The following is a 22302-nucleotide window of genomic DNA, read 5'->3' as shown; positions in this document are numbered from 1 at the left end:
GCAGGAGCGCATGCCGTTCACCAAAATGATCGAGTGGCTGAACGTGTACGGGTCCGGGAGACTGACGACGCCGAGGGGTGACGGCTGCCGCGGACCGTCCGCCGCGGCACCGGGGCGGCGGACGGGGCGGGAGGGGGCGTCGGCTAGACCCTCCGCATGACGTGCAGCAGGTATTCCTTGCGGTCGAGCGGATTATGGTCGGTCCGCGGCCGTGCCGGGACCGTGCCGGAGACCGGCTGGTAGCGGTTGAAGGCGCTCTCCAGCACGCCCTCGCCGCGAGCCAGCGCCGGTAGTTGTCGCTGCAGTCCGTGCACCCGGGCCGCCGGGATCTCATCTTCCAGCACGCACCACGGGCCCCGCGTCTCCGGCGTCCGCGGTACGGCGCGCAGCCGTGTCAGTACGGGCATGATCTGTCCGAAGGTGTCCACCGGGATCTCGAGGCGGAAGCGGTGCATCGGCTCGTACACCCTGGTGCCGGACCGCTTGAGCGCCTCCGCCACGACCAGCGGCGTCAGGCCGCGGAAGTCCCAGCCGGTGCTCGACATGCTCTTGTCGAAGCTGGCGTGGGCGTGGCTCTGCCGTGGCGCGTAGCCGGAGTGCGTCATGGTGACGGTGCAGTCGGTGACCTGCCATCCGTGGATCCCCTGGCGCAGCGCCTCCTTCACGGTGTCCTCGACGACCTTGAGGAACGCGGGCGGCAGTGCCCCGAGCTCGATCCCCGGCCGGAATTCGACGCCGGCGCCGGTCGGAGCCGGGTCGACGCGCAGCCCGACGGCGGCGAGGAACGGATTGGGTTCCTTGCCCATCGTCTCGACGGCCGCACCGGAGCCGACCGGCCGTTCGACGCAGCTGGTCGTCGTCTCGCGGAACGTGACGTCGAGGTCGAAGGCGTCCGCCAGCGTCGCCTGGATGACCTCTTTCCGATCTCCCCTGCGGACAGCGACGCGCGCCGGACGGCCGTGCCGCGCTCGAAGACGCTGATCGCGGTGACCTTCGCCCCGTCGTCACCGGCGCGTGGCAGCCGGTCCCGCGTCCGGACCGTTCCCGAGAACATGCGGACGTAGGCGATCTTCTCCCCGGCCGGGCCGCGTTCGACCTTGAAGACGGTGCCCGAGACCGGGCCGTCGGCCTCGCCCTCCGCCGCGGGCAGGAACGCCTCGACGCCCGCGCTCAGCGCCTCCACGCCCGCACCGGTGATCGCCGATCCGAAGAACACCGGATGTACCAGCGCCCGCGCGGTCTGCGCCGCGAGCTCGGCGCGGAGCCGGCTGTGGGTGACCGTGGCCTCGTCATCGAGGTACGCGGCCAGGAAGGCGTCGTCGTGGTCGGCGAGCAGTGTCGTCAGCCTGGCGGTGAAAGCGCCGTCGGCCGCGCCGTGAGGTGTGAGGGCGGCGCCGCGCGTACCGAGGTCGCGTACCGATCCCATCGGGACGACCGCCGGGGTCAGCTTCTCGCGGATGCTCCGCAGCACGCCTCCGTACTGCGCGCCACCGCGGTCGATCTTGTTAACGAAAATGAGGGTGGGGATGCGCAGCCGCTGCAGCGTCCGCATCAACACGCGGGTCTGCGCCTGCACGCCCTCGACGGCGGAGATCACCAGTACGGCGCCGTCGAGCACGCTCAGCACCCGTTCCACCTCGGCGACGAAGTCCGGGTGGCCGGGCGTGTCGATCAGGTTGACCGTGACGTCACCGATGACGAACGACACGACGGCGGATTCGATCGTGATGCCGCGCTGCCGTTCCAGCGCCAGGGAGTCGGTCCGGGTGCTGCCGTCATCGACGCTGCCGATCTCGTCGATGACACCGGCGGTGAACAGCAGCCGCTCGGTCAGGCTCGGCTTACCGGCGTCTACATGCGCCAGAATCCCCAAGTTCAACGTTTGCACGGAGCGTCATGTCCTCTGGAGGGATGGAAGTTCTCTGCTGGGGGGACATGAACGTTTCCCGCGTTTTCCGTCTCCTCGGTCGGTCGACTGTCGCCGTGCTGCTGTCGGGAGTACAGCAGACGGCCGCCCGGCGGGACAACCGATTTGTGGGCCGCCCGGCGGCGGCCCCCGGCAGCTCCCCGACCCTGGCGGGGGTGGCCCGTACGGACCGGGTGATGTACTTTCTACGCCCGCCCAAGCGAAGGAGTTCACCGTGCCCGCGACTCCGCAGGAGATCTTCGAGCGTTACGTCTGGTCCGGGATGACCCGGAACGCCGCCGCGCTGGCCGAGATGTTCACCGTGGACGGTGTCTTCGAGGCGCCGCTCGTCCCGGCCGGCCGCGCCTTCCCCCGGCGTCTGGAGGGACGCGAGGAGATCCGCGAGGCGATGGCCGCCTACTACGAGCGGTCGGCGGACGCCGAGCGCTCGGTGAACGTGGAGGGGTCCCGGTACGTGCTGCACGCCACCGCCGACCCCGAGGTGTTCATCGCCGAGATCGACACCGCCCTCGACGGGCCCGGTGGGGCCACGGTCATGTCACTGGTCCAGATCTTCCGCCTCCGCGACGGGAAGATCGCCCAGCTGCGTGACTACTTCGCGCCCGAGCAGGTGGACTGAGACCGAGGGAGTGCCGGCGGTGCCCTGCCCCCGCGGGGGAGGCGTCACCGCCGGCGTCCGTCGCGCCGGACGCCCCGGCGCTCCTGCTCCCGCAGAGCTCAGGGAAGGCAGCCGACGTGCGCGAGGGCCTGCTTCAGCAGGACGCCGTGGCCGCCGGACATCTCCTGCTGCACCAGCGGCGACGCGGCCTCCTGCGGGGTGAACCAGACGAGGTCCAGGGCGTCTTGCCGGGGCCGGCAGTCGCCCGCGACCGGGACGACGTAGGCGAGGGAGACCGCGTGCTGGCGGGGGTCGTGGTACGGGGTGACGCCGAGCGTCGGGAAGTATTCGGCGATGGTGAACGGCTGCGGAGAGACCGGGACGTGGGGGAGCGCCACCGGGCCGAGATCCTTCTCCAGGTGGCGCATGAGCGCGTCGCGGACGCGTTCGTGGTGGAGCACGCGGCCGGAGACGAGGGCGCGGCTGACCGTCCCGTCCGATCCGATGCGCAGCAACAGGCCGACATGCGTGACCACTCCCTTGTCGTCGACCCGCACCGGTACGGCGTCGACATAGAGGATCGGCATCCGCGCGCGCGCGTGGATTCCAGCTCTTCAGGGGAGAGCCAGCCGGGCCTGGCTTCGGTCATTTCGGTCATTGATCGATCGTACTTCCCGCCCGGCTCCGGAGTCGCGATCACTCTCCGGAGTCGCGGTCACTTTCAGGAGTCGCGGCGGGAGGGGGAGATCGCTGACCGGCACCGGAGGCAGGCGCGGCCGCGGCCGAGCCCCGGGGCCGGCGGCCCGGAGCGGGCGGCCCGAGAGGCCGTCACGGCCGGTCGCCGGACGGGCCGAGGGCGTACCGCCTGGGGAGCTTGAACCCGCGCTCGGACAGCAGCAGCCGCAGCCGGTCGGGGTAGTCGGTGATCATTCCGTCGACGCCGTCGTCGATGAGCTTGTTCATCGTCGGCACGTCGTCGACGGTCCACGGGATCACCCTGATGCCCAGGCTGTGCGCCTGGTCGACCATCTCCCCGGTGACGTAGGGCTGGTAGCCGGGGTCGGTCACCTTCCCGTTCTGCGGGAAGCCGTGCACGGGCGAGAACGCGTCGGCGCCGAAGGACTTGACCGCCTTGAGCGGGTCCCCGCCGAAGTCGTCGATGTCGATCCCGCCGAGCCAGGGCGAGGCCCCGGGCCGGCCGGTCTGCAGGAAGTCCCGGTTGGTCAGGGCCACGATCGGCAGGCGCGGTTCCAGCTCCCGCATCCGCATCAGGGAGCCCCAGTCGAAGCTCTGGACGGTGACCTGCCGCAGCAGGCCGGCCCTGCGGATCTCCTCCCGGGTGACCTGGACGAACTGCTCCCTGGGGGCCGTCTCCTGCGGGGCGCCGGCCTCTACCTTGGTCTCGACGTTGAGCATGACGCGGCGCGCGCGGTAGCGCTTGACCAGGTCGAAGACCTCGCGCAGCAGCGGCATCCCCGCGCCGGGGGCCGGCCGCTGCCCGGGGAACTCCGGCAGGGTCCGGGTGCCGCAGTCCATGGTCCTGATCTGTGCGAGGGTCAGGGTGTTGACGTATTTGCCGACGTAGGGGAACTCGGGGTCACCCGGGACGGCGGGGGCGGTGTCCGCGCACTTCCTGCCGCTGACCTTCCGGTCGTGGGTCACGACCGCCTGGCCGTCCTCGGTGATCTGAACGTCGAGTTCGAGCGTGCTGACCCCGATCTCCAGCGCGTTGGCGAAGGCGGGGAGCGTGGCCTCTGCCACCAGCCCCAGCCCGCCCCGGTGGGCCTGGAGGTCGAAGGCGCGAGGGGACCCGCCGTGGATCTCATCGGCCCCGGCCGTCCCGGGCAGCGCCGCCACGGCGGTGCCGAGGACCGTGATCGCCGTGATCGCGCGCCATCTGTTCATCGGGCATCCGTTCCTTCCCCTCGCGGGTGCTGCGGAGGGCCGGAACCTGAGGGGCGGCCGGCCACCGTGACCAAAATCGGCGGCGGGCACGGCCGGAGGGCGTATGGGAGTTGAGCATGAGACGAAGGTTCCGTGAGTAACGGGGGTCACCGATGCGCGTCCCGCCCGGCGGAGCCCGGGCCGGGATGGCGGTTTTCCGCAAGAAACGCAGAGGAATCTCGCAATGGTCCCGGAAGTCGGGTCGTAACTAGCGTCGACGGGTGCTCAGAAACACTCTTGCCGCGATCTCCCTCGCCCTGCTCCCCCTGCCCGGCCACGTCCAGGCACACGACATCGCCCCTGCGGCAGTGGACGCGTTCGTCGAGCGCTACCGCGAGGCGACGGGGCTGCCCGGGGTCGCGGTGGCGATCACCAAGGGGACGGAGGTCGTCCACGCCGCCGGGTACGGCGAGACCGCCTCCGGCGATCCTGTGACAGCGGACGTCCCCATGGCCGTCGCGTCGGTCAGCAAGTCCTTCACCTCCCTCGCCGTCATGCAACTGGTGGAGCGGGGCCAGGTCGGACTCGACAGACCGGTGCGCGCCTACCTGCCCGAGTTCACGATGGCCGATCCCCGGGCAGCGGAGATCACCGTACGGCAGCTGCTCAACCAGACGTCGGGCATGGCCGACCCGGCCTTCCACGAGAAGAGCCTGCCCCAGCCCGGCACGTTGGAGGGCGCCGTGGCACGGCTCAGGACGGCGGAGCTCGCCGCGGCCCCGGGGACCGCCTTCAGCTACCACAACACCAACTACCAGGTCGCCGCGCGGCTCGTCGAGGTGGTGAGCGGCGAGCCGTTCGCGGCCTACCTCGACGCGCACGTGTTCACGCCGCTCGGCATGCGCGACAGCATGACCATCGACACCGATCGGGACCTGCCGGACAGCGCGCGGGGCCATCTGTACATCCTCGGACAGGCTGTCGCCCTGCCGGAGCCGACCGGGTTCGGCAACGGCTCCGGCGGGGTCCTCAGCACCGCCGACGACATGGCCCGGTGGCTGATCGCGCAGAACAACGGCGTCCTGTCCCCCCGGAGCGTCACCGAGATGCGCACCCCCTCCGAGCAGAACGGGCAGTACGCCCTGGGCTGGTCGCTCGGCGAGACCAGGCGTGGCACACCCGTCGTCGAGCACGGCGGCGACCTGTTCACCTCCACGGCCCATCAGCTGCTGATGCCGGAGTCCGGATACGGCGTCGCGGTCATGGCGAACACCGGTACGGCCTTCGCCGACGCCGGCGCCCTGACGGACGGCCTGGTCGCCATGATCGAGGGAGGCGCGCCGGAGATCCCCTCCGGGCCGCCCGTCCTCCTCACCGACGTCGTCTTCGTGCTGCTGACCCTGGTGACCATCGGGCTGGCGGCGCGCGGGGTGGCCCGCTCCCGGCGGTGGGCCGCCCGCCGTACGGGATGGCAGCGGTGGCGGCTGCTGCCCTTCCTGGCGCCGCTCGCGCTGTGCGCGGCGATCGTCCCGGTCTTCCGGGTGCTCGCCCGGGGCGCCGACATCATGTGGATCCAGGTGGTCTACCTCTACCCGACGTTCATGATCTGGCTGGTGACGGCCGCGACCGCCGGTACGGCGGTGGCGGTCGCACGGGTCTGCGGCGCCGCCCGCCTGGTCAGGGCCGCCCGTCGAGATGCCGGGAGGCGTCGCCGAAGCCCCAGGGCGAAGTCTGGGCGATGAAGTCGGCGGGGAATTCCCACGGAGAACCCGGTCGCAGCCGAGCCGGGCCCCTCTGCCGGAGGCCCCCTGACCCGCCAGGCGCGAGACCGGCGATTCCCCCTCAGACACCCCGTTCCCGGGTGGGGCGGGCCGAGATACGGCCGGTCCCGCGTGTCGGCCAGGCCGGCGACCATGCCCGGCCTCCCCGTCGCCTTCAGCGGATCGATCGGTGATCGGCCGCGTGATACTGGCGGATGAGCCACGCGTCCTCGACGCGCTCCGCGACGACGGAGAGGCGTACCGGGTGGACCTCACCGGTGCGGGCGGTGAAGGTCACGTCCGCGAACCCGCCCACGAGCCCCTCGCCCAGCCGGGCGCAGCCCAGCACCTCGACCTCCGCCGTCGCGCCCTCGGCGACAGCGGCGTAGTATTCGGCGATCTCCGCCCGGCCCACGCGCAGGCGCGGGCTGATGCCCTGGAAGAGCGCGTCCTGGCTGAACAGCGAGGCGATCTCGGCCACCCGGTGGCCGTCGAAGGCCCGCTGCCAGGCGCCCAGCAGCCCGGCGACGACATCGGTGCCGGTGACGCCGGTCAACGCCGGCCGTCCAGCCCGCTGTGGAGGGCCTGGTGCTCCCATCGGTGTCGCGGCTGGGTGTGCAGCCGCCAGTAGTGTTCGGCGATGTCGTCGGGGTCGAAGTCGGTGCCGGGGGCGACGGGGCCGGCCACGGTGACGCTGGCCACGTGCACGCCGGAGGCCCCGTAGGCCTGGTCGAGCAGCGTCACCAGGGTGCGGACCCCGGCCTTGCCCAGCGAGAGGCTCACATACTCCACTTTGGGCTCGGGCATGCCTCCGGTGATGAGGAACGAGCCGCCGCCGCGCCGCGCCATCGCGGGCGCGACGTGGGCGGCGGCGGTGAGCGCGCCGACCACGTTGACCGCCCAGGCGTCCAGATGGGCACGGACCGACAGCTCGCCCGGCGCGTCGGCCTGGATGACCGCGGCGTTGTACACCACGACGTCCGGCGGGCCGAGTTCGCCGGCCGCCGCGTCGAGGGCGTCGCGCAGCGCGGTCTCGTCGGTGCTGTCGGCCGTCAGGGTGACGACCGGTACGCCGGTGGGAGCGACGGCCTTGGCCGCGGCCTCCAGCGTCTGGTCACTGCGTGCGATGAGAGCGATCGGCAATCCCTCCCCGGCGAACCGCCGGGCGACCGCCTGCCCGATCCCCGGGCCCGCCCCGATGACCACCGCTCCAGACATCCCTGTCTCCTCTGTTCTCCGCGATCGGTAACAATGGGGACGCTAAGGGGTCACATCAATGTGAGGGTCAATCCTGGAGGAAGCACGTGCGGATCGGCGACCTTGTCCAGGAGACGGGGGTGAACCGGCGGTTGCTGCGTTACTACGAGGAGCAGGGCCTGCTCAGGCCGGTACGGCTGGCCAACGGCTACCGCGACTACTCCGAATCCGACGTCGCCGCGGTGGGCCACATCCGCACCCTGCTCGCGGCCGGCCTGCCCACCACGGTCATCGCCCGGTTCCTGCACTGCGTCCACGACGAGGACGGGCAGATGGTGACGTCGGCCTGCCCGGCCGTGATCTCCAACCTGCAGCGGCAGCGCGCCCGCATCGCCGAGACGATCACCCAGCTCCAGGCGTCCCAGCGGAAGCTGGACTCGGTGCTGGCCGTCGCCCTGCGGCGGCCCGCGCGCGGGCCGGATGAGGCCGAGGAATAGGGCAAGGGGCAGCCTTTCCGGCGGGCCCCAGAATTGGACGGTTGGTGACACGCCTTTCAACGGCGGCCCCGTCCGTCGGACGGGGCGCCGCACCAACGCCTTTTCTGATTCATGGTTCTGTCATGGAGACGGACCGGGCGATAAAGAAGGCGGGGAAATCCGCCGTGCGGATTTCTTACCCGGCGACGGCTCCGGCCGTCCTGGTCGGGGGCGGCGCCGGAACGTGCGGGGAGCGCGGAGCCCGGGCCGGGACCGCCGCGCGCGGGCGCGTCACGACCACGGCGCCGTCGGATACCACGGGATGATCTCTCGGCGGGCCAGCATCCGCACATCCCAGTACAGGAAGGTGAACACCCCGGCGACGATCAGCGACGACGCCGTCAGGACCGCGATCCGGCTCGGCTTGGCCATCAGCCACCGCTGCAACCGGCTGCCCGCGACGAACGACAGGATCAAGAACAGCAGCGTCATGATGACGATGTTGCCGACCGACTGCAGGACGAAGGCCGCCGCGCCGTACAGGGGGTTGCCGCTCTCCGCCGCCTCCCGGAACATCTGCCGGAACAGCGCGAAAGGCCGTCCGATCAGGAACCCGCCGATCAGCGCGCCCATGAACACCATCGGTGCGTTGGGGAAACGCCGGGAGACGCGGGCGAACGGATCACGGACGACGCCGAGCGCGGCCAGCCCCAGATAGAGCATCGCCAACCCGATCAGACCATAGACCACCATCGACTGGATGCCGCGCGGCGAGAGGGTCCCGGGCGTGTTCTGCACGGTCGAGAACTGCGGCATGCTCGTTCCCACGGCCCCGACGATCGCGCCGTAGACGGCGGACACGGTGATCATGCCGATCGACAGCCAGCCCAGCGGCTTCAGCGTGTGGGCCAGCCGGCCCCACCGGCTGCCGACGTTGCCCAGCAGGGGGGCCACCGCGCCGAACGCGGCGATGTTGCAGGCGGTGAACGAGCCGGCGAGCCCGCTGACGAACGCGAACGCGATACCGGCGGCGATGCCGGCGATCGGTGTCTCCTTCGCGTCGTGTCCGAGCAGCGTGTTGGCGACGTTGTCGCCGATCGTCTGGTCGACGAACTCGGCCGACCAGACGATCGTCAGCAGAAAACCCACGAGACCGCTGATCAGGATGATCAGCCCCCGTCTGCGCGGGAACTGCCCGTTGACGAAAGTGGAGGTGGCCGCCTGCGGGGCAGGTTCCCCTGCGCGGCCGAGGGTCCCGGTGGGGCCCTGAATGGTGTCGTCCTGCGTCATGGCCATCTCCTCAAAGGCGCGACGGCAACCTTACGAAACGTGGCTTAAACGATCAGAACTTTAGCTCTGTATCCCGTATGGGGACACTCTTGACTTGGCTTCAAAATAGCCACAACATGCGGCCTTGAGTCGGGTGATGCTTTTTCGAATTTCGTGACCGCCGAAATAATCAGGTATTCCGAAAACCCGTGCTCCGCACCCGCCACACCGACGGCACCAGCAGGGCCGCAACGGTGATGAGAACGGCCAGTGCCGCGCTGACTCCGAGGACGGCGCGTGTGCCGAACACGGCTGCCACGGGGCCGGCCAGGCCCATGCCGAGCGGCGCCGCCACCAGCGCGCCGAGCATGACCACGGAGCTTGCCCGCGCGACGAGCTCCTCGGGAAGGTTCTGCTGGATGGCGGTGGTCTGGATCACGTTGTGGACCACCAGCTGCATACCGGCCGCGATCGCCGCGAGCACCAGGTGCCAGGTGGCGGCAGGCAGCGCCAGGATCGAGGTCGTGCTGCGCGAGATCGAGAGCAGGGAGTTGGCCTCCTGCAGCCGCTCCCTACCGGCCAGCGACATCACCAGGCCCACGGCGGCTGGATTGAAGAAGGCGGCTCCCGTGCCGGCGATGAGCTGCAGCGCCACCAGCATCCAGAGGTGCGCGGCACCCGTGATCACAAGGGCCGCGGTGGCGCCATGCGCCAGGAAACGCGTCATGTCGGCGAGCAGCATGACGCCGCGGCGCGAGAACCGGTCGCCGAGCGCACCGCCCAGGAGGGTCAGTGCGATCACGGGTAGCCGGGTGCTCAGCACCACGATCCCCAGATCCGCCGGGGATCCGGTGAGGTGCAGCACGGCGAACGCGATCGCCAGAGGGGTCAGCGCGTCCCCGAAAGCAGAGGCCGTCTGCCCCAGGTAGTAGTGGCGGAAATCCCGCTCCGCCAGGGGCGCGGCCACCGCAGAGAACGACTTCACGCACCACCGCCGGCGTCCGCGGCGGAGTGGGCACGAGGTGCGGCGGTCCCGGGCCGGCTGCCTGCCGGCCGGCCGCTGTCGATCCGTTGCGAGTCATCCACGCTCAACCGGTCGGCATCGGGCACCGTGCACCTCTTCCGCAGTTTTCTCATCGGCCCCCGGGACCGGCCGCGGGGACGGCGCCCCAACGCCGTCGCCGGGGCCGGCCGGGGATGTCCGTGGCACCCTGCCACCCCCCACCGACAATTCGCCGCCCGCGCCGGCGCGGCCCGCCGACCGGGGTGACCGGCCCGTGCGGAGGCCCGCGGCCGTGGGCGCGACCGGCCTCAGCCGCCGGTGTTCACCGAGATGCCCAGCAGCTCCCCGGCCGTCCAGGATCGGGTGTTCAGCGAGTTGAGGGCTGAGACGATCCGCCTCTCCTCGTAGCCGAAGTGCGACTCCAGCAGGGCGGCCAGGCCGTCCAGCTCGGCTCGCACCCGCTGGGCCCCGGCCCGATCCGCCTCAAGGCGGTCGAGCAGTCCTTCCAGACTGCGCAGGATCTCCGCCACCAGATGGTGATCGCGCTCCAGTTCCTCGAGCACGGGGCGTAGTTCGGGGAACTGCTCTGCCAGGACGGGGAACGCCCCGCCGTCCTCGCCGGAGTGATGCCGGCTCAGTGCCGAGCAGAACGTCAGGCAGTGCGCCCGCAGCTCCCGCGGCCGCCCGCCGCGGCCGTCGAGGTAGGAGTCGACGTCCTCACGGAGCCGGGCCAGCTCCTCGCGGAGCCAGAGGTGAATGTCGATCAGCTGGGTGCCGAACGCGGTAAGGCGGTCATCGGGGCCGGGAGGTGTCTCCGCGGGGACCGCGGACGCGTGGTCCGGAGCCGGGGTGGTCATCAGGTCCGGTCCTGCGCGACGGGAACTTGGCTGATCCACTCCGAGACGCGGCGGAGCAGAATGGCGGCGACGGGCAGCGGGGTGGCGGACAGTACGGCCGCGTGGAAGGCGTGGGGCATGCCGTCGTAGATGTCGAGGTGGACGCTTCCGCCGGCGGCCGAGACGGCTCCGGCGAACCGCCGCGCGTCGTCGAGAAGCACCTCCTTCGAGCCCACCATGAGCAGGAGCGGCGGCAGGCCGTGAAACTCGCCGTGGAGGGGGGACTGCGGCGCTCGGTCCGGACGTGCCCCAGCCAGATACTGGGTGCGGACGTGGTCGAGTACGGCCCGGTTGACGACGTCCTGGCCGTCGTTGGCGTCGATGGACGGGCTGGACAGAGTGAGGTCGGTCTGCGGAGAGACGGCCAGCGCCGCCGCGGGGAGGGGGCCGCCCGCCTGCCTGAGCACCAGCAGCGCCGACAGCACCAACGTGGCACCGGCGGACTCACCGGCCAGAACGATCCGTGAGGCGGGCACGCCCTGGTCGAGCAGGCTCCGATAGGCGGCCACCACGTCCTCGAGCGCGGCCGGATACGGGTGGGCGGGGGCGAGCCGATAGCCCACCGCCAGGACAGGGCGGCCGGTCATCTGGGAGAGGCGGTAGGCCATGATCCTCTCCAGGTGAGGGTTGGTGTACTCGAATCCGCCCCCGTGCACGTAGATCGTCACCCCCGTCCCGACCGCCGTCCGGCCTGCCGCATGGCGGGAGGCGGTGACCCACTCGCCGGGAACGCCGCCGGTGTGCGGCAGGACGGGCGTGCGGTCGGCGTCGGCGGGCAGGACGGGGGGACTGGACTGCAGGGCCCTCATCTCCGCCATGACCGCGGCGCTGTCGTCGGGGGTGGCGGGGATGTGCGTGAGGTTCAAGCTGTGATCCGTTCTGTTGGGCAGGCAGCCGGGCATGCTCCATGCATGGGGGAGACCTGCGGGTGTGCGCGGTGATGGTGAACGACTGCGATACGGGCAGGGGGAGCCGTCGCATGCCGGCCCCGCAGGGTGGGGAGACCTCGATGAGCACGCGGGGCGGTGGACCGTCAGCCGGTCACTGATCGGTCGGATCCAACGGGAGCTCGCGTGCGAGAGCGGTGCTCAGCACCATGGTGCACGGGGACGACGCGCGGGCGCCGATGCGGTCAGGCGCGGCCTGTGAAGTATGAGTTCACGACATTATCCCCTGCTACGTTGCCTCCATGCCGCCGCCGTCCTCCCGGCCGGCGGCACGCGACATGCAGATCATTACAGACGCTCACGCCGGACGCTGTCAAGGCGGACGTTCTTCGACCCCCCTGACCTATCTGGCATCCTCGACCTGCCCGGCCTGCCCGGAGGACCACGGCCGCTCGGTGACCCGGCCCCCTCCCACACGTGATCTTCGCCGACCGGCTAGACCACCTGCTTCTCGGTGTCGGCGGCGGCCCCTCCAGGGGTGCCGGGCGCGTTGGGCGCGGGTGCCGGCCGGGGGCTGGAGCGGTGGGTGAGCTCGGGCAGAAGGGTCAGGACGCCGAGCGCGGCCAGCGCGGCGCCCAGCCACAGCGGGGCTCGCAGGCCGAAGTCGTCGATGGCCACTCCTCCGGCGAAGGAGCCGATGATGACGCCGAGGGTGATGAAGGAGGAGTGGACGGTGTTGACCAGAGGCCGGGCATTGCCGGTGCGCTGGACGCGGGTCGCCATCGCCGGGTTCATGGTGACGCCGACCAGGCCGATGCCCAGCATGAACACCACCGCGAGGACGCTGAGGTGGGCCAGCAGGGCGAACCCGGTCAGGAAGACCAGGTTCAGGGCCAGCCCCCACAGCTGGACGCTGACGGTGTGCCGGTCGGCGAGGCGTCCGACGATGTTGTTGCCGATCACGGTGGCGGCGCCGTAGGCGATGAGCAGAAGCGGGACGGTCCCGGCGCTGAACCCGGTGACCTGGGTGAGGATCGGGCTGAGGTAGCTGAAGGCGGAGAAGGTCGCGCCGATGATGAGGGTGCTGGTCGCGAACACCAGCCACAGCTTGGGACGGGTGAAGACGCGCAGCTCCTCCCGGAGGTCGCCGCCGCCGCCTCCGGCGTGCTCCAGCCGGGGCATACCGATCATCGTGGCGAGCGCGGCCAGGACGGTCAGGGCGCTGACGGCCCAGAAGGCGGCACGCCAGCCCAGGTGTTCTCCGATCAGCGTGGACAGCGGCAGCCCCAGCAGGGTGCCCACCATCAGCCCGTTCATGACCACCGCGATGGCCCGGCCGCGTACGTGCGGAGAGGTCAGCTGGACCGCCAGCGAGACGGCGACTCCGAAGAACGCCTGGGCGGCGATGCCGGTGATGACGCGCGCCGCCATCATGACCGGGTAGGAGGGAGCGGTCGCGGCCAGCAGATTGCCCACCAGGAAAATCGCGAACAGCGCGATGAGCGCCGGCCGGGGGCGCGCTTTCAGCACCGCGATGGTGAGGAACGGCCCACCGGCGGCCATGGCGACCGCGAAGGCGGTGATGAGATAGCCGATCTGCGGGATGGTGGCATCCAGTCCGTCGGCCATCTGCGGCATCAGACCGGCGACGGCGAACTCGCTGGTCACCATGGCGAAGATGCCGAGGGCCAGCAGATATACAGCACGGTGCATGACAGGTGCTCCTGTGTCGGCGGGTTTTGCATCGATCGGTGTAAAATATGGGCAGGCGGAGGCGCCTGCGGAGGGCCCGCGGTGCGTCGGCGAACGTGGCAGGTCGGGACGTCGGCGCGTCAAGACGTCAAGACGTCAAGACGTCAAGACGCCAGCAGGTCAGCAGGTCAGGGCGTCTACCGCCGTTGCCGCGATGGCCTCCAGGGTGACGCGGTCGGCGCCGCCCTGGGCGGCCACCCGGATCCCCGCGATCACCGCGTTGAGGAACCGGGAGAGCGAGTCCGGGTCCCGTGGGGAGGTGATGTCGCCATCGCGCCGCCCGGTCGCGATGACGGCCTTGAGGGACTCCAGCCGCCGGGCCATGTCCCGGTCCAGCAGCCGGGCGATCTCCGGGTCGCGTCCGGCGAGTTCGACCGTGGTGTTGACGGTCAGGCAGCCGCGGCCGTAGCCGTCCCGCCGGTTCGCGGACTCGGCCTCGATGATCTCGGCGAACAGCGCGCGGATCCGCTCGACGGCCGGCCGCCCCTGCTTCTCCAGGATCTCCAGCTGGGTGGCGGTCGTGGTGTCGATGTAGCGGGTCAGCGCGCGGATGAACAGCCCGTGCTTGCTCTTGAAGGTGTTGTAGATGCTGCTGCGGTCCAGGCCGACGACGTCGCACAGGTCCCGGGTCGAGGTGGCCTCGTAGCCGTTCTCCCAGAAGGCGTGCATCGCGGCGTCCAAGACCCGGTCCTCGTCGAATGTCCGCGGTCGAGCCATGCGGACACGCTACCTTTTTTGCATCGGTCGATGCAATACGGCGTGCGGGGCCTCCGCGCCGGACGGGTCCTTCCGGAGCGCCGGGGCGGTCAGCGGCCGACAGCCGTCCGCACCTCTCCCATCAGGGTGGCCGCGTCGGCCACGGTCCGCTCGATCTGCCGCGCCGACTCGCCGACATGGCCGAGCAGCCTCCGCGCCCGTGCGGCGAAGTCCCGCGGGGCCAGGGGCAGCCGGCCGGCCGAGGCCACCATGCCCTTCTCGTTGATCAGCCACTGGCCTGCGTGGCCGTGCAGTGCCTGACAGGCGACGCCGACGGCGCGGAACAGGCAGCCGGCCGCGTAAGCGGGGTCGACGCCGGCCGCTCCGTACCGCGCCAGCTCCACGGAGAAGTCCGCCTCCCACAGCCCGTCCACGAGCGCGGCGCCCAGCGCCGCGGGATACGCCTGGGTGCTCTCCCGTAGCCCGGTGAGCTCCCCGCCGGGATCGGCCAGCACCCGGCACAGCGCCACCTCGCCGGCATAGGCGTGGGAGTGGAAACCCAGCGGATGGCCGGCCTGGGCTCCGACTTCGTAGCGGCCCTCCTGGCAGCCGGCCCAGACCCGGCGGACCCGGTCCAGGTCGCGGTAGATCCAGTCGACCCGCCGGCCGCCGATGGTCAGCCAGCCGCCGCCGTCGACCCATGGCCCCCAGCCGCCCGGCGCGGTCATTTCGACCTGCTCGCCGGTCTCCTGTACGGCCAGCGCGCGCAGCGCCGTCACGTCCAGGTCACCCCGGTAGTACAGCCCCAGATCGATGTCCGAGTCCGGACGGTGCGTGCCACGGGCCCGGCTGCCGCCGAGCGCCACCGCGACCACCCCGGGGATCTCTGTCAGTCGCCGGGCAAGCGCCTCCAGTGCCACATCGTCCACAAGGACGCATTCGATCACACTCGACGCTCCACCCGCCTCCGGATTCCCCGCGAGAGGACGGTCACGCCCCTGCCGGCGGCAGGGACGCGACCGCCGTCGGACGGCTACGGCCTCCCAGGCTTGCCGGCCAGGAGGAAAGCCTGCGGGGTCTTCTCGGCCTCATCGGGCTCACGCACCAGCCGGGCGACCTCGACGAGCCCGGCCCGGCTCAACAGCTCGGCGACATGGTCGGGCGGAAACCTGTAGACGTCGAGCGACACCGCGTGGCCGTACGCCTGCTCCAGGCGCACCCGCTCGTCGCCGACCTTGAAGGCGAGCAGCAGGTGACCGCCCGGGGCCAGGACCCGGTGGAACTCGGCGAACACCGCCGGCAGCTCCTCCGGCGGGGTGTGGACGGTGGAGTACCAGGCGAGGATGCCGCCGAGCACGCCGTCCTCCAGGTCCAGGGCCGTCATCGAGCCCTCGTCGAAGCGCAGGCCCGGGTATGTCTGACGGGCCACCGCGACCATCCCCGGCGACAGGTCGACGCCGAAGGCGCTCAGCCCGAGAGAGCTCAGGTGCGCTGTCACGCGGCCGGGCCCGCAGCCGAGATCCGCGACCGGCCCCACGGCGCCGCCGGCCTGGACGAGTTCGGCGAACGCGGCGAGCATCGCCCGGTCCAGGGGCTTGCCCGCGAGTTCCGTGCTGAGGAGTTTCGCGTAGTCGACGGCGACGGTGTCGTAGGACGCCCGGGTGGTGTGCAGATACGAGGCCTCGATCATGGTGAGGACAGTAACCCTATGGAGCCCTATGGCGAAGCTGGGTTCACCCGGCCGGTGCGGGCTTCCCGGCCGTCCGGCCGTGCCGCGGGTCCGGTGCCCGGGGCCGCGCGTCGCGCGGGCGGTGCGGAGGCCGCCCGGCGCGACGGCGCCGGAGGCGGAGCCGGACCGGCGGGTTCAGCGGGTGGGAGGGGCGAACTCGGGCTGGTCGAGCAGGCGCAGCCAGCTCCCGTCGGGCTGGCGCCGGACGACCTGCGCGCGGGCGCCGGACCCGTCCTTGGGCGGAGTCGAGGTGAGGGCGATGTCCCCGCTCACCAGCGTCGGCAGCGGCTGCTCCGGCTCGAAGCGGGGACGGCCGGCCAGCACCTTCTCCCACAGCGCGCGGATCGCCTCCCGGCCCACCGTCTGGCCGCCGGGCGGATAGGCCAGCACCGCGTCCTGTTCGTAGAGCGCGGCGACTCCGGCCGCGTCCCCGGCGTTGGACCGCTCGACGAACAGGCGGGTGATGTCTTCGGGCCGCATGGCCTTCTCGTACTCCGGCATGGATCCTCCTGAGATCGGTTTCGGCACTCCCTAGCCTCGCCGCCCACCCACTAGAAGTCCAACAGATTGAACTGCTGATAGCTAGAATCTCTGGTTATGGAGCTGAGGCAGCTGGAATACTTCGTCGCGGTGGCCGAGGAGCAGAACTTCACCCGGGCGGCCGAGCGGGTGCACATCAGCCAGTCCGGTGTCAGCGCCCAGATCCGCCGGCTGGAACGCGAACTCGGTGCCGAGCTCTTCGACCGGTCGGCGCGCACCACCACCCTTACCGTCGCGGGAAAGGCCGCGCTCGAACACGCCCGCGCCGCGCTCGCCGCCGCCGGGGCGGTCGGCCGGGCGGTGGGTGAGGTGACGGGCCTGATCCGGGGCCGGATCACGGTCGGGATGGTCATCGGCTGCACCGTCACGCCGCTGTTCGACGCCCTCGCCGCCTTCCACCGGGCGCATCCCGATGTGGAGATCTCGCTGCTGGAGGACAGCTCCGACCGGCTCGTGGAGGGGGTGCGCGGCGACACCGTCGACCTGGCGCTCGTCGGCGCCGCGGCCGCTGCCCCCGACGGGCTGGAGGCGATGACGATCATCAGTGAGCGGCTCGTCGTGGCGGTCCCGGACGGACACCCCCTGGCGCGGCGGCGCCGGGTCGTCCTGCGCGACCTGGCCGCCTACCCGATCGTGTGCATGCCGCCCGGCACCGGCCTGCGCGCGGTGTTCGACCAGGCATGCGCGGCGCAGAGTCTCCAACCGGTGATCGCGCTGCAGGCCAGCGCCGCCGACGCCATCGCCGACCTCGCCGCCCGCGGGCTCGCCGTCGCCGTCCTCAGCGACTCGATGGCCGAGCACTACCGCGACCGGCTCACCGCCCTCACCATCGACGACGTCGAAATCCCCGCCCTGCTGGCGCTGGTCTGGAAGGGCACGCACAACCCCGCGGTGCGCGAGCTGCTCGTCCACGGCCGGCGAGCGTTCGCCGGGCCCGGCCCTGACCGGGGGGAGAACGGCTGAGGGGCTGTCCCTCAGGGGCCCGTCAGGTGGTGCGGTGGGGGTTGTCGGTGACATACCGCCGCCGGCCGTCCGGACTGCGCCGGACCGGTGACGGGATGGCCGGGCACCGGGACGAGGATCCCCCCGTCGTCATGGACGCGGCCGACGGCGTGGGGTCACCGGTGCTCGTGGCCGCCACGGTGAGGGAGGCGGGACTGTCCGGGGCGCCGACCGAGGATCACCCCTGCGCGGCGGCACGCCGCTGCCGCAGCAGCACGACCTGGGAGTCGAAGGTCCGCGACTCGACGAGTTCGAGGCCGACCCGGTGGCGCTGCTCCCGGAAGACCGGCTTGCCGCCGCCCAGGATCACGGGGTGGACGAAGATCCGGTATTCGTCGATCACGCCGTGCTCGGTGAGATGGGCGGCCAGCGCGGACCCGCCGAACAGCACCAGCGTGGCGCCGGACTCCTTGAGCGCGGTCAGCTCCTCGACGACGTTGTCGCAGATCACCCGGGTGTTCCAGGCGGCCTTCTCCAGCGTGCGGGAGACCACGACCTTGGGCGCCTCCCGCCAGATCGGGGCGAATGCCAGGTCGTGCTCATGCGTCGAGTGCTGCTCGGCCTGCGGCCAGAAGCCCGACATCATGTCCCACACCACACGTCCGTAGAGGAACACCTTGTCGCCGCCGGTCAGTTCTCGGGAGTAGGCCGACAGTTCCGGGCCCATCTGAGGCCAGTCGAACTCGCCGTCAGGACCCTCGATGAAACCGTCGAGGGACTGGTGCACGAAGTGGATGAGCCTGCCCATGATGGCGTCCCGTCTCTGTGGATCTCTCACGCCCTCGGGCGCGCTGTCACCGGGGAGTCGGAGCCGCCGGCGGGTCCTCGACATCCGGCGACAACTTTTTTCCTGTGCTCTCCGCGGCCGAGCGCTCCGGCCGGCGTGCTGGCGGGTCCTGAGCCCGGCCGGAGCGCTCGGCCGGTGAAGGTGGGCCCGACCGCGGGGACGGTCTTGCCGTCGTCCCGGGACAGGCTCTGACGTGGGTGTTTTCCGCCTGGATGGAACAGGGTGACCGGTCGAGGCGAGGGCCGGTGAAATGACACCACCAGATCGGGGCCGGGCAGAAGGCCGGCGCCGGAGAGTCGGAAGGATCCATCCGTATGGTCAGCACGACATCAGTCCGCCGGTTCGTCACAGTGGCCGCTGCCGTCGCCCTCGCGGGCGCCGCGCTGTCGGGCCCTGCCTCCGCCGATCCTGTCGAAGCGCCGGTCGACGACTCCGGCGCGGTCACCGCGGCCGCCACCTGCGGTGACTGGCCATGGCCCACCAACGCCACCGGCAGCTGGACCGAGACCAGAGTCTCTCTGGGCGTCGGTACGAAGGCGGCGGAACTCCGCTTCGGCTATATCGGGGGCAAACAGGCCGGGTGGGCGCGCCTGGCCGGCGGCTACGAGACCGGGGACCTGTTCTGGTTCGACGTGTCCCACGACAAGGGCAAGGGCTGGTACCAGTGCGGTCCTTTCGCATTCGTGAACGGCGGGCACAACTACACCCGCGCCCACTACAGCAGCGCCGATCCCAACCTCGTCTTCCGCGCCTGTGGCAGGGCGAAGAACTCCTCCTCCACGCACTGCACGGCATGGCGCTGAGGAAGGTCACCGGCCGACCGCCTGCTCGTGAGCCGCGGGCCGGGGCCTGGGCTCCGGGCCGCGGCTCACCCGCGGGTCAGCCGGGCGGGTGCTGCGTCCGGTAGCGGCGCAGGAGGCCGGCGCCCAGGTCGCTCAGCTGGTGCAACACCAGGTTGGCGTGGCGGGTGCTGGTGATCAGGCCGGCGTGATGGAGCACCTGGGCGTGTTTGCTGGTGTTGGACAGCGACGCTCCGATGCGGCGGGCCAGCTCGCTGGTGCTGCAGCCCTGGTCGGCGGCGATGGTGTGCAGGACGGTGGCGCGGGTGGCGCCCAGCAGATCGACCAGGGGGTCTTTGCGGCCGGGGGCGGGGCGGGGCCGGCGGGGTGCGGGGTAGACCAGGACGGGAGGGAGCCGCTGGTCGACCAGGGCGACGGGGGTGATCTGGCAGAAGTAGGAGGGGATCACGGTCAGGCCCCGTCCGTGCAAGCGGATCTCCCGGTCTCCCGCGGGGTAGGCGGCCTCCAGGACGGGGGGCCGCCAGCGCAGCACCGGCGCCAGCCGCGCGAGCATGGTGTCCACGCCGTCGTCGGCCAGACGGCGGACCAGGCTGCCGCGCTCATGGCCGAGGGCGGCCTCCATCATCTGCTGGTGGGAGGCGAAGGCCGTGCGGCAGTAGCCGTCCACCAGGCGGCTGAGGCGGCGGACCGAGCGCGGATCGCCGCGGGCCAGATCCTCCAGGGTGGCGGGCAGGCCGGCGTGGCCGCGCAGCACGTCCAGCTCCGCGCGGACACGCGCTCGTGGAGTGCCGGTCAGGGCCTCGATCCCGGCCTGGAGCCCGGTCTGGGCTTCGATCGGTGTCAGGAAGTCGGGAAAGTAGGCCCCCTTCGGGACCAGCGGGAGGAGGACCTCCCGCACCCGGGAGAGCAGCCCCGCCGATGCCAGGTCGTCGCGGACCCGCCGCCGCCAGCCGGTCATCGCCGTGCCGCCGCCGCGTTCTTGCAGGCGGCACAGGCTCATCACCATCTCCCACATCGGATCGGCCCGGGAGGCGATCCGGACACGGGCGAGGTCCTCGGCGGTGAAAACGATCCTCAGAGTGCCCCCGGTCATGTCCTCAGCCTGGCCGCCGCCGATAGCAGACAGATCAATGCCGGGTTGAAGGACGGCGGGAGAGCCGCCCGCCATGCCTCCACCTCCGATGATCAGCTCGAGAAACGCCTGATCAGGATCATCAGCCGGCGCTGGTGATCCTCGCGGCGGAGCCTGCCGTTGCGCATGAGCGTGAGGAGCCCGTGCAGCCCGCTCCAGAAGGTCTCGGTGAGCATCTCCAGATCGTCGTCCCCGGCGAGCGGCCGCATGGTCTCGCGCAGCTCGGCGAAGGCCTCGTGCAGCGCGGCCGGTGCCTGGGGACTGGCGAACGGCAGATCGACGGCGTGGGTGAACATCGCGTCGTACAGCGCCGGTCGTCGCTCGGCGAACGCGGCGTACGCCGCGCCGACGTCGGTGAGGGCCTGCCGCGGGCCGGTCGCCGAGGTGCGGACCGTGCGCAGCTCGGCGGCGAGGTCGGCGAAGCCTTCCACCGCGACCGCGGCCATGATGGCGTCCTTGCCCTTGAAATGGCTGTAAAGGACCGGCTGGCTGTATTCGATCTCCTCGGCGAGCCGCCGCGTGGTCACCGCGTCCCAGCCCTCCGATTCGGCCAGCTCCCGCGCGGCCGTGACGATCAACCGCTCCCGCTCCGCTCGCTCGCGCTCTCGGCGCGTCTGGATCGACATGACTCTGATTCTAGCCGCGCTAGCGTTCCTGTCGAGGCTATGTTAGTTTCGCTCTCGATTCTAGCGCTGCTAGCACAAGGAGAAGATCATGCTCACCGCCCTCGCCTACGGACTGGCTGTCCTGCTCAACCTCTTCATCATCTTCATCGGCGTCCGGTTCTTCCTGGTGCCCCGGGCCGCGGCCGCCGGCTACGGCGTCCCCGCCAAGAAGGGAGGGGACGCCGCCTACCTGACCATCAAGGGCCTGCGCGACTCCAGCTACGGCGTCCTCGGCCTCGCCCTGCTCGCCTTCGCGGGCGCCCACGCCGAGGCCTGGTACATGCTGGTCGTGGCCCTCGTCCCGCTCGGCGACACCGTCATCGTCCTGCGCCACGGCGGCACCAAGGCGGTCGCCTTCGGCATCCACTTCGCCACCGCCGTGGTCGTGCTCATCAGCGCCGCCCTCCTGTTCGCCGTCTGAGAGCTGGATGTACTCGGTCATGAGGTTGGTGACAGTCGGCTGATCGGTGGAAGACCGTCGAGTGCGCTGTGACGCCGTCGGGTGTTGTAGTAGTCCATCCACGGGCCCAGCGCCTGGGCACGCTCGGTGTTGCCGGTGAGGACCCGCTCGATCCGGTCGATACCGCGGACGGCGAAGAAAGCGGGGCGCGGTACGGGAACGCGGCGCAGGTGGCGTCTTTGTCGTCGGTGTGGATCTCGGTGTAGGCCAGGCGGGAGTGGTCGTCGACGGCGGCGTGGATGTAGTCGTACCGGTGGCGGACCGGGCCGGGCATCGCCGGTGTGTTTGTGTGCGATGCCCGCCCGCCGGGTCTCCGTCAGCCGTGCGAGTCGGCCCGCGAACCCGAGAAGGTGTTGTAGCAGGACGGGCCGTTCGGACCGCCGATGCGGACGGAATTGAAGAAGTCGCGGTAGGCGGTGAAGAAATTGCCCTTCCCGCCGGGGGTGGTCAGGGCCGAGCAGCCGCCGTAGTCGGCTTCGGAGTAAAGGTGGATGTAGGAATCTGTGCGATTCCAGTCCGACTTGGCCCGGCCGGCCATGTTGAGTGCGGCGAGATCCGGCGTATCACTCTGGATCTCGATTATGTCGCCCGTGCCGTCAAGGCCGGAGAACAGGCAGTAGTGGTCGTCATGGCATCTGTTGTAGCCATCGGCCGCCTGGGCGGGAGCGCTTGCCAGGGTGGCCAGCGTGACGGCCGCGATCGGTAGTGCCAGCATCTGAAGCTTCTTGCCCAATGTTCCTCCATTGGTGAAACTTTCTTTCGATGACCGGACAAACATACATGTCTCGATCTTGCTGAGGAAGGGGCGATCACCTCTGACTTCGACGCCGCGCCGACGCCCT

The 22302-nt window shown here is 70.9% G+C and carries 24 protein-coding genes and 2 pseudogenes; 6 read left to right on the top strand and 20 right to left on the bottom strand.

The window, feature by feature from the left end; translation table 11 throughout:
- Positions 1–143: 143 nt before the first annotated feature.
- Both ACZ6R6_RS09010 and ACZ6R6_RS09005 read right to left on the bottom strand, forming a co-directional pair.
- Positions 144–767, bottom strand: coding sequence for a hypothetical protein (locus ACZ6R6_RS09010; protein WP_470091886.1), 624 nt, complete (start codon positions 765–767; stop codon positions 144–146).
- Positions 662–1888: a GTP-binding protein gene (locus ACZ6R6_RS09005; protein WP_470091500.1), complete on the bottom strand. Its 1227-nt coding sequence runs from the start codon at positions 1886–1888 to the stop codon at positions 662–664. The genes ACZ6R6_RS09010 and ACZ6R6_RS09005 overlap by 106 nt, the downstream gene beginning before the upstream one ends.
- 253 nt (positions 1889–2141) lie before the next feature.
- On the opposite strand from ACZ6R6_RS09005, the gene ACZ6R6_RS09000 reads away from it, so the two are divergent.
- On the top strand, positions 2142–2546 hold the full coding sequence (locus tag ACZ6R6_RS09000; RefSeq protein WP_470091498.1) for a nuclear transport factor 2 family protein: 405 nt from the start codon (positions 2142–2144) through the stop codon (positions 2544–2546).
- Positions 2547–2644: 98 nt separating this feature from the next.
- Here ACZ6R6_RS09000 and ACZ6R6_RS08995 read toward each other — a convergent pair.
- Together ACZ6R6_RS08995 and ACZ6R6_RS08990 are read right to left on the bottom strand one after the other, a co-directional pair.
- A pseudogene (locus tag ACZ6R6_RS08995) lies at positions 2645–3183 on the bottom strand (NUDIX hydrolase family protein).
- Positions 3184–3353: 170 nt separating this feature from the next.
- On the bottom strand, positions 3354–4430 hold the full coding sequence (locus ACZ6R6_RS08990; protein WP_470091496.1) for a glycerophosphodiester phosphodiesterase family protein: 1077 nt from the start codon (positions 4428–4430) through the stop codon (positions 3354–3356).
- A gap of 260 nt (positions 4431–4690) precedes the next feature.
- Here ACZ6R6_RS08990 and ACZ6R6_RS08985 point away from each other — a divergent pair, with 260 nt between their 5' ends.
- Positions 4691–6151 (top strand): serine hydrolase domain-containing protein, encoded by a 1461-nt coding sequence (locus ACZ6R6_RS08985; RefSeq protein WP_470091494.1) that lies wholly within the window; start codon positions 4691–4693, stop codon positions 6149–6151.
- Positions 6152–6344: 193 nt separating this feature from the next.
- Here ACZ6R6_RS08985 and ACZ6R6_RS08980 read toward each other — a convergent pair whose 3' ends face one another.
- Positions 6345–6725 (bottom strand): SgcJ/EcaC family oxidoreductase, encoded by a 381-nt coding sequence (locus tag ACZ6R6_RS08980; RefSeq protein ID WP_470091492.1) that lies wholly within the window; start codon positions 6723–6725, stop codon positions 6345–6347.
- Positions 6722–7387 (bottom strand): SDR family NAD(P)-dependent oxidoreductase, encoded by a 666-nt coding sequence (locus tag ACZ6R6_RS08975; protein WP_470091490.1) that lies wholly within the window; start codon positions 7385–7387, stop codon positions 6722–6724. Before ACZ6R6_RS08975 ends, ACZ6R6_RS08980 begins: the two co-directional genes overlap by 4 nt.
- Before the next feature lie 86 nt (positions 7388–7473).
- Between ACZ6R6_RS08975 and ACZ6R6_RS08970 the strand changes: the two genes are divergently transcribed.
- On the top strand, positions 7474–7863 hold the full coding sequence (locus ACZ6R6_RS08970) for a MerR family transcriptional regulator (RefSeq protein ID WP_470091488.1): 390 nt from the start codon (positions 7474–7476) through the stop codon (positions 7861–7863).
- 270 nt (positions 7864–8133) lie between these two features.
- On the opposite strand, the gene ACZ6R6_RS08965 is transcribed toward ACZ6R6_RS08970, so the two are convergent.
- The 9 genes from ACZ6R6_RS08965 to ACZ6R6_RS08925 form a co-directional block, all read right to left on the bottom strand.
- Positions 8134–9132, bottom strand: a complete 999-nt coding sequence (locus ACZ6R6_RS08965) for a hypothetical protein (protein WP_470091487.1) — start codon at positions 9130–9132, stop codon at positions 8134–8136.
- 169 nt (positions 9133–9301) lie between these two features.
- Complete coding sequence (locus ACZ6R6_RS08960) at positions 9302–10096, bottom strand: MFS transporter (RefSeq protein WP_470091485.1); 795 nt, start codon at positions 10094–10096, stop codon at positions 9302–9304.
- A gap of 326 nt (positions 10097–10422) precedes the next feature.
- Positions 10423–10971, bottom strand: a complete 549-nt coding sequence (locus ACZ6R6_RS08955; RefSeq protein WP_470091483.1) for a hemerythrin domain-containing protein — start codon at positions 10969–10971, stop codon at positions 10423–10425.
- Positions 10971–11876, bottom strand: coding sequence for an alpha/beta hydrolase (locus ACZ6R6_RS08950; protein WP_470091481.1), 906 nt, complete (start codon positions 11874–11876; stop codon positions 10971–10973). Before ACZ6R6_RS08950 ends, ACZ6R6_RS08955 begins: the two co-directional genes overlap by 1 nt.
- Before the next feature lie 516 nt (positions 11877–12392).
- Positions 12393–13610, bottom strand: a complete 1218-nt coding sequence (locus tag ACZ6R6_RS08945; protein WP_470091479.1) for an MFS transporter — start codon at positions 13608–13610, stop codon at positions 12393–12395.
- 159 nt (positions 13611–13769) lie between these two features.
- Positions 13770–14366, bottom strand: a complete 597-nt coding sequence (locus ACZ6R6_RS08940) for a TetR/AcrR family transcriptional regulator (RefSeq protein ID WP_470091477.1) — start codon at positions 14364–14366, stop codon at positions 13770–13772.
- A gap of 89 nt (positions 14367–14455) precedes the next feature.
- Positions 14456–15274, bottom strand: a complete 819-nt coding sequence (locus tag ACZ6R6_RS08935; protein ID WP_470091475.1) for a nucleotidyltransferase domain-containing protein — start codon at positions 15272–15274, stop codon at positions 14456–14458.
- 104 nt (positions 15275–15378) lie between these two features.
- On the bottom strand, positions 15379–16035 hold the full coding sequence (locus tag ACZ6R6_RS08930; protein WP_470091473.1) for a class I SAM-dependent DNA methyltransferase: 657 nt from the start codon (positions 16033–16035) through the stop codon (positions 15379–15381).
- Between the two features lie 174 nt (positions 16036–16209).
- Positions 16210–16575, bottom strand: coding sequence for a YybH family protein (locus ACZ6R6_RS08925; RefSeq protein ID WP_470091471.1), 366 nt, complete (start codon positions 16573–16575; stop codon positions 16210–16212).
- 96 nt (positions 16576–16671) lie between these two features.
- Between ACZ6R6_RS08925 and ACZ6R6_RS08920 the strand changes: the two genes are divergently transcribed.
- Positions 16672–17577, top strand: a complete 906-nt coding sequence (locus tag ACZ6R6_RS08920; protein ID WP_470091469.1) for a LysR family transcriptional regulator — start codon at positions 16672–16674, stop codon at positions 17575–17577.
- Between the two features lie 217 nt (positions 17578–17794).
- Here ACZ6R6_RS08920 and ACZ6R6_RS08915 read toward each other — a convergent pair whose 3' ends face one another.
- Positions 17795–18364 carry a dihydrofolate reductase family protein gene (locus ACZ6R6_RS08915; protein WP_470091467.1) on the bottom strand — a complete coding sequence of 190 codons (570 nt, stop codon included), beginning with the start codon at positions 18362–18364 and terminating at the stop codon, positions 17795–17797.
- A gap of 353 nt (positions 18365–18717) precedes the next feature.
- On the opposite strand from ACZ6R6_RS08915, the gene ACZ6R6_RS08910 reads away from it, so the two are divergent.
- Entirely contained in the window at positions 18718–19206 is a 489-nt protein-coding gene (locus ACZ6R6_RS08910; protein WP_470091465.1) for a hypothetical protein, read from the top strand.
- 76 nt (positions 19207–19282) lie between these two features.
- Here the strand turns inward: ACZ6R6_RS08910 and ACZ6R6_RS08905 are convergent, their stop codons facing one another.
- Together ACZ6R6_RS08905 and ACZ6R6_RS08900 are read right to left on the bottom strand one after the other, a co-directional pair.
- Positions 19283–20296 (bottom strand): ArsR/SmtB family transcription factor, encoded by a 1014-nt coding sequence (locus tag ACZ6R6_RS08905; protein ID WP_470091463.1) that lies wholly within the window; start codon positions 20294–20296, stop codon positions 19283–19285.
- A 92-nt stretch (positions 20297–20388) separates the two neighbouring features.
- Positions 20389–20961, bottom strand: coding sequence for a TetR/AcrR family transcriptional regulator (locus ACZ6R6_RS08900; protein ID WP_470091461.1), 573 nt, complete (start codon positions 20959–20961; stop codon positions 20389–20391).
- 88 nt (positions 20962–21049) lie between these two features.
- On the opposite strand from ACZ6R6_RS08900, the gene ACZ6R6_RS08895 reads away from it, so the two are divergent.
- On the top strand, positions 21050–21421 hold the full coding sequence (locus ACZ6R6_RS08895; RefSeq protein WP_470091459.1) for a DUF4267 domain-containing protein: 372 nt from the start codon (positions 21050–21052) through the stop codon (positions 21419–21421).
- Between the two features lie 17 nt (positions 21422–21438).
- Here ACZ6R6_RS08895 and ACZ6R6_RS08890 read toward each other — a convergent pair.
- Positions 21439–21710: pseudogene (locus tag ACZ6R6_RS08890) on the bottom strand (integrase core domain-containing protein); the annotation flags it as partial.
- 66 nt (positions 21711–21776) lie between these two features.
- Positions 21777–22193 (bottom strand): peptidase inhibitor family I36 protein, encoded by a 417-nt coding sequence (locus tag ACZ6R6_RS08885; protein WP_470091457.1) that lies wholly within the window; start codon positions 22191–22193, stop codon positions 21777–21779.
- Positions 22194–22302 lie beyond the last annotated feature (109 nt).

Source organism: Streptosporangium sp. NPDC048886, assembly GCF_055586905.1.
Note: the sequence above shows the minus strand (reverse complement) of the source record. Positions and strands in the feature narration are given on the sequence as shown.

Bases quoted from the DNA above. Each gene is read 5' to 3' on its own strand.
- ACZ6R6_RS08925 (WP_470091471.1), bottom strand. From the start codon at position 16,575: ATGCCGGAGTACGAGAAGGCCATGCGGCCCGAAGACATCACCCGCCTG.
- ACZ6R6_RS08990 (WP_470091496.1), bottom strand. From the start codon at position 4,430: ATGAACAGATGGCGCGCGATCACGGCGATCACGGTCCTCGGCACCGCC.
- ACZ6R6_RS08975 (WP_470091490.1), bottom strand. From the start codon at position 7,387: ATGTCTGGAGCGGTGGTCATCGGGGCGGGCCCGGGGATCGGGCAGGCG.
- ACZ6R6_RS08910 (WP_470091465.1), top strand. From the start codon at position 18,718: ATGGTCAGCACGACATCAGTCCGCCGGTTCGTCACAGTGGCCGCTGCC.
- ACZ6R6_RS08930 (WP_470091473.1), bottom strand. From the start codon at position 16,035: ATGATCGAGGCCTCGTATCTGCACACCACCCGGGCGTCCTACGACACC.
- ACZ6R6_RS08965 (WP_470091487.1), bottom strand. From the start codon at position 9,132: ATGACGCAGGACGACACCATTCAGGGCCCCACCGGGACCCTCGGCCGC.
- ACZ6R6_RS08915 (WP_470091467.1), bottom strand. From the start codon at position 18,364: ATGGGCAGGCTCATCCACTTCGTGCACCAGTCCCTCGACGGTTTCATC.
- ACZ6R6_RS08895 (WP_470091459.1), top strand. From the start codon at position 21,050: ATGCTCACCGCCCTCGCCTACGGACTGGCTGTCCTGCTCAACCTCTTC.
- ACZ6R6_RS08955 (WP_470091483.1), bottom strand. From the start codon at position 10,971: ATGACCACCCCGGCTCCGGACCACGCGTCCGCGGTCCCCGCGGAGACA.
- ACZ6R6_RS08900 (WP_470091461.1), bottom strand. From the start codon at position 20,961: ATGTCGATCCAGACGCGCCGAGAGCGCGAGCGAGCGGAGCGGGAGCGG.
- ACZ6R6_RS08920 (WP_470091469.1), top strand. From the start codon at position 16,672: ATGGAGCTGAGGCAGCTGGAATACTTCGTCGCGGTGGCCGAGGAGCAG.
- ACZ6R6_RS08945 (WP_470091479.1), bottom strand. From the start codon at position 13,610: ATGCACCGTGCTGTATATCTGCTGGCCCTCGGCATCTTCGCCATGGTG.
- ACZ6R6_RS08905 (WP_470091463.1), bottom strand. From the start codon at position 20,296: ATGACCGGGGGCACTCTGAGGATCGTTTTCACCGCCGAGGACCTCGCC.
- ACZ6R6_RS08940 (WP_470091477.1), bottom strand. From the start codon at position 14,366: ATGGCTCGACCGCGGACATTCGACGAGGACCGGGTCTTGGACGCCGCG.